General features: G+C 72.1%; 3 protein-coding genes. All 3 read left to right on the top strand.

Features of this window, described 5'->3' with window-relative positions; all coding sequences use genetic code 11:
• Window positions 1–36: 36 nt before the first annotated feature.
• The 3 genes from VN520_RS10470 to VN520_RS10460 all read left to right on the top strand — a co-directional run bounded on the left by VN520_RS10470 (window position 37) and on the right by VN520_RS10460 (window position 2413).
• On the top strand, window positions 37–1200 hold the full coding sequence (locus VN520_RS10470) for a glycerophosphodiester phosphodiesterase (RefSeq protein WP_325746595.1): 1164 nt from the start codon (window positions 37–39) through the stop codon (window positions 1198–1200).
• Between the two features lie 102 nt (window positions 1201–1302).
• Entirely contained in the window at window positions 1303–1872 is a 570-nt protein-coding gene (locus VN520_RS10465; protein WP_325746594.1) for a sigma-70 family RNA polymerase sigma factor, read from the top strand.
• Window positions 1873–1909: 37 nt separating this feature from the next.
• Window positions 1910–2413 (top strand): GNAT family N-acetyltransferase, encoded by a 504-nt coding sequence (locus VN520_RS10460; protein ID WP_325746593.1) that lies wholly within the window; start codon window positions 1910–1912, stop codon window positions 2411–2413.
• Window positions 2414–2609 lie beyond the last annotated feature (196 nt).

The raw sequence follows: 2609 nt of genomic DNA, 5'->3' as shown, positions 1-2609 counted from the left end.
CGGACATCACATCGCATCACCACACAAGGAGCGTCCATGACAGACCGCGCGCAGACAGCCCCCGGTCGGCGGAGCCTTCTGGGGGCGGCCGTCCTCGGCACGGCGGCCTTCGGCCTGTCCGGTACGGCGCACGCCGCCGGGCAGGGGACCCCGGACGGCCGGCGGACGGGCAACGGCTCCTACCGGGACCTGCCCGTGCCCACCGTCATCGGGCACCGCGGCGCCAGCGGCTACCGTCCCGAGCACACCCTCGGCTCCTACCAGCTGGCCCTGGACATGGGCGCCCACATCGTCGAGCAGGACCTCGTGCCGACCAAGGACGGCCATCTGGTCTGCCGCCACGAGAACGACATCACCGGCACCACGGACGTGGCCGAGCACCCCGAGTTCGCGGGCCGCAAGGCCACCAAGCAGGTCGACGGGGTGACGCTCACCGGCTGGTTCACCGAGGACTTCACCCTCGCCGAGCTGAAGACCCTCCGGGCGAAGGAGCGCATCCCCGGCACCCGCCAGGAGAACACGCTGTACGACGGCCGATGGGAGATCCCCACCTTCGAGGAGGTCCTGCGCTGGGCCGACAGGGAGGGCCGCAGGCGCGGCAGGCCCGTCTGGCTCTACGTCGAGACCAAGCACCCCTCCTACTTCCGGGGCCTCGGGCTCGGCCTGGAGGAGCCGCTGGCCGAGCTGTTGCGCCGCCACGGCCGGCACCGGGCCGGCTCCGCCCTGATCCTCCAGTCCTTCGAGCCGAGCTCGATGCGGCGGCTGTCGAAGCTCGTCGCCACCCCCCGTGTCGTCCTGCTGTCCGGCCCGAAGGAACGGCCCTGGGACTTCGTGGAGGCCGGCGACCCCCGGACCGTCGCCGATCTGGTGAAGCCCGCGGGGCTGAAGTGGATCGCGTCCTTCGCCCAGGGCATCGGACCGACGCTGGACCTGGTCGTCCCGAGGGACGGCGCGGGACGGCTGACCGCCCCCACGGCCCTGGTCGCGGACGCGCACGCGCGGGGCCTGGTCCTGCACCCGTACACGATGCGCAACGAGAACGCCTTCCTGCCCGCGGACTTCCGGCGCGGCACGGACCCGAACGCGTACGGCGACGTGTTCGGCGCGCTCCGGGCGTACTTCGAGGTGGGCATCGACGGGATCTTCTCCGACCACCCGGACACCGCCCTCCTCGCAGCCGCCGACTTCGCCCGGGACTGAGGGCCCGAGGCCGGGTGTCACCCGGCCGGGGCGCGCGTACCCCGGTCGGGTGGAGCTCCCCGTGTACGGCAACCCGTCACGCACGGGGAGCGTTGACGGGGCATGACTTTTCTTGATCATGGTCCTGCGGCGCCGGCCGAGGGGACGGGCAGCCGTGGGCGGGCCGGTGTGCACGCCCTGCACGCGCTGGTGCGCGCGGAGGCGGGAGCCGAGGCCCAGGCCGCCGGAATCGAGGCCGCGGACCTGGAACAGGCGGTGTGGCTGCGGCTGCTGGAGCGCCGGACCGGCCCGGACGTGCCCGCCGACCCCGCCCGCTGGGTCCGCACGGCCGTACGGGCGGAAGCGCGGACCGCCCGCCGCCGGGCCAGGCGTGAACGGGCCTACACCGCCGGCGACCCCCCGGGTGACTGGACCGGCTGTCCCGAACGGATCGCGGTGGGAGCCGACGAGCGCCGCGCCCTGCGCAACGCGGTGGGCCGGTTACCCGGGAGATGCCCGCGGCTGATCGAGGCGATGCTGGCTCCCCACGATCCGACGTACCGGGAAATCGCAGGGGAGTTGGGTATGTCACAGGGGAGTTTGGGTCCTATGCGTTCCCGATGCCTTGGATGTCTGCGCAGAATGCTGGCGGCGGAGGTTGTCGCTCCTGAACTGCGGGGAAAGGAGCGGTAGGCAACCGGCGGAGCAGGTGAGCGGGAGGCATGCACACATGGGCATGAGCGTGACCATCTCGGCGGCGACAGCACAGGACGTCGAGCAGATCTTCAGACTCCAGTACCTCTGTTTCCAGAGCGAGGCGGAGCTCTACGGCAACTACCGGATCGATCCACTCGTCCAGAGCCTCGAATCCGTCCGGGACGAAGTCGCCACGGACCTGGTGTTCGTGGCCCGGCTCGGCGACGAAGTCGTCGGCTCGGTACGCGGCTTCACCGACACGGACGGCGCCGGCCGGATCGGCAAGCTCTGCGTGCACCCCAGGCTCCGTAAGCACGGTCTCGGCACCCGTCTGCTGCGCGCCGCCGAGTCCGGCCTCGCCGACGGGCGTTCGGCCACCCGCTTCCGCCTGCACACGGGGGAGCGGAGCGAAGGCAATCTGCGGCTCTACCGCAAGGCGGGTTACGCCCGGGTGGGCGACACCACCGGAGGCGACGGCGTCCGGCTGGTCCTGCTGGAGAAGGACGCCACCGCGCCGGCCTATGCGGCCAGTGCCTGAACGGCGCCGCTGACGCCCGGCGTCAGGCCTTCCGTGCGCGGCGCAGCCAGATCATCCCGGTGACCGGAAGGATCACCGGGATGAACAGGTAACCCATGCCGAACTCCGACCACACCGTGCTGTCGGGGAAGGCGGACGGCTCCAGCCGTGTCCAGGTGCCGACGACCAGCACCCCCGCGAGCTCGGCGGCGCAGCA

Origin of the sequence: Streptomyces sp. (assembly GCF_035563135.1) — a bacterium.
Classification (GTDB): domain Bacteria; phylum Actinomycetota; class Actinomycetes; order Streptomycetales; family Streptomycetaceae; genus Streptomyces.
This window is presented reverse-complemented; position numbering and strand designations above follow the sequence as displayed.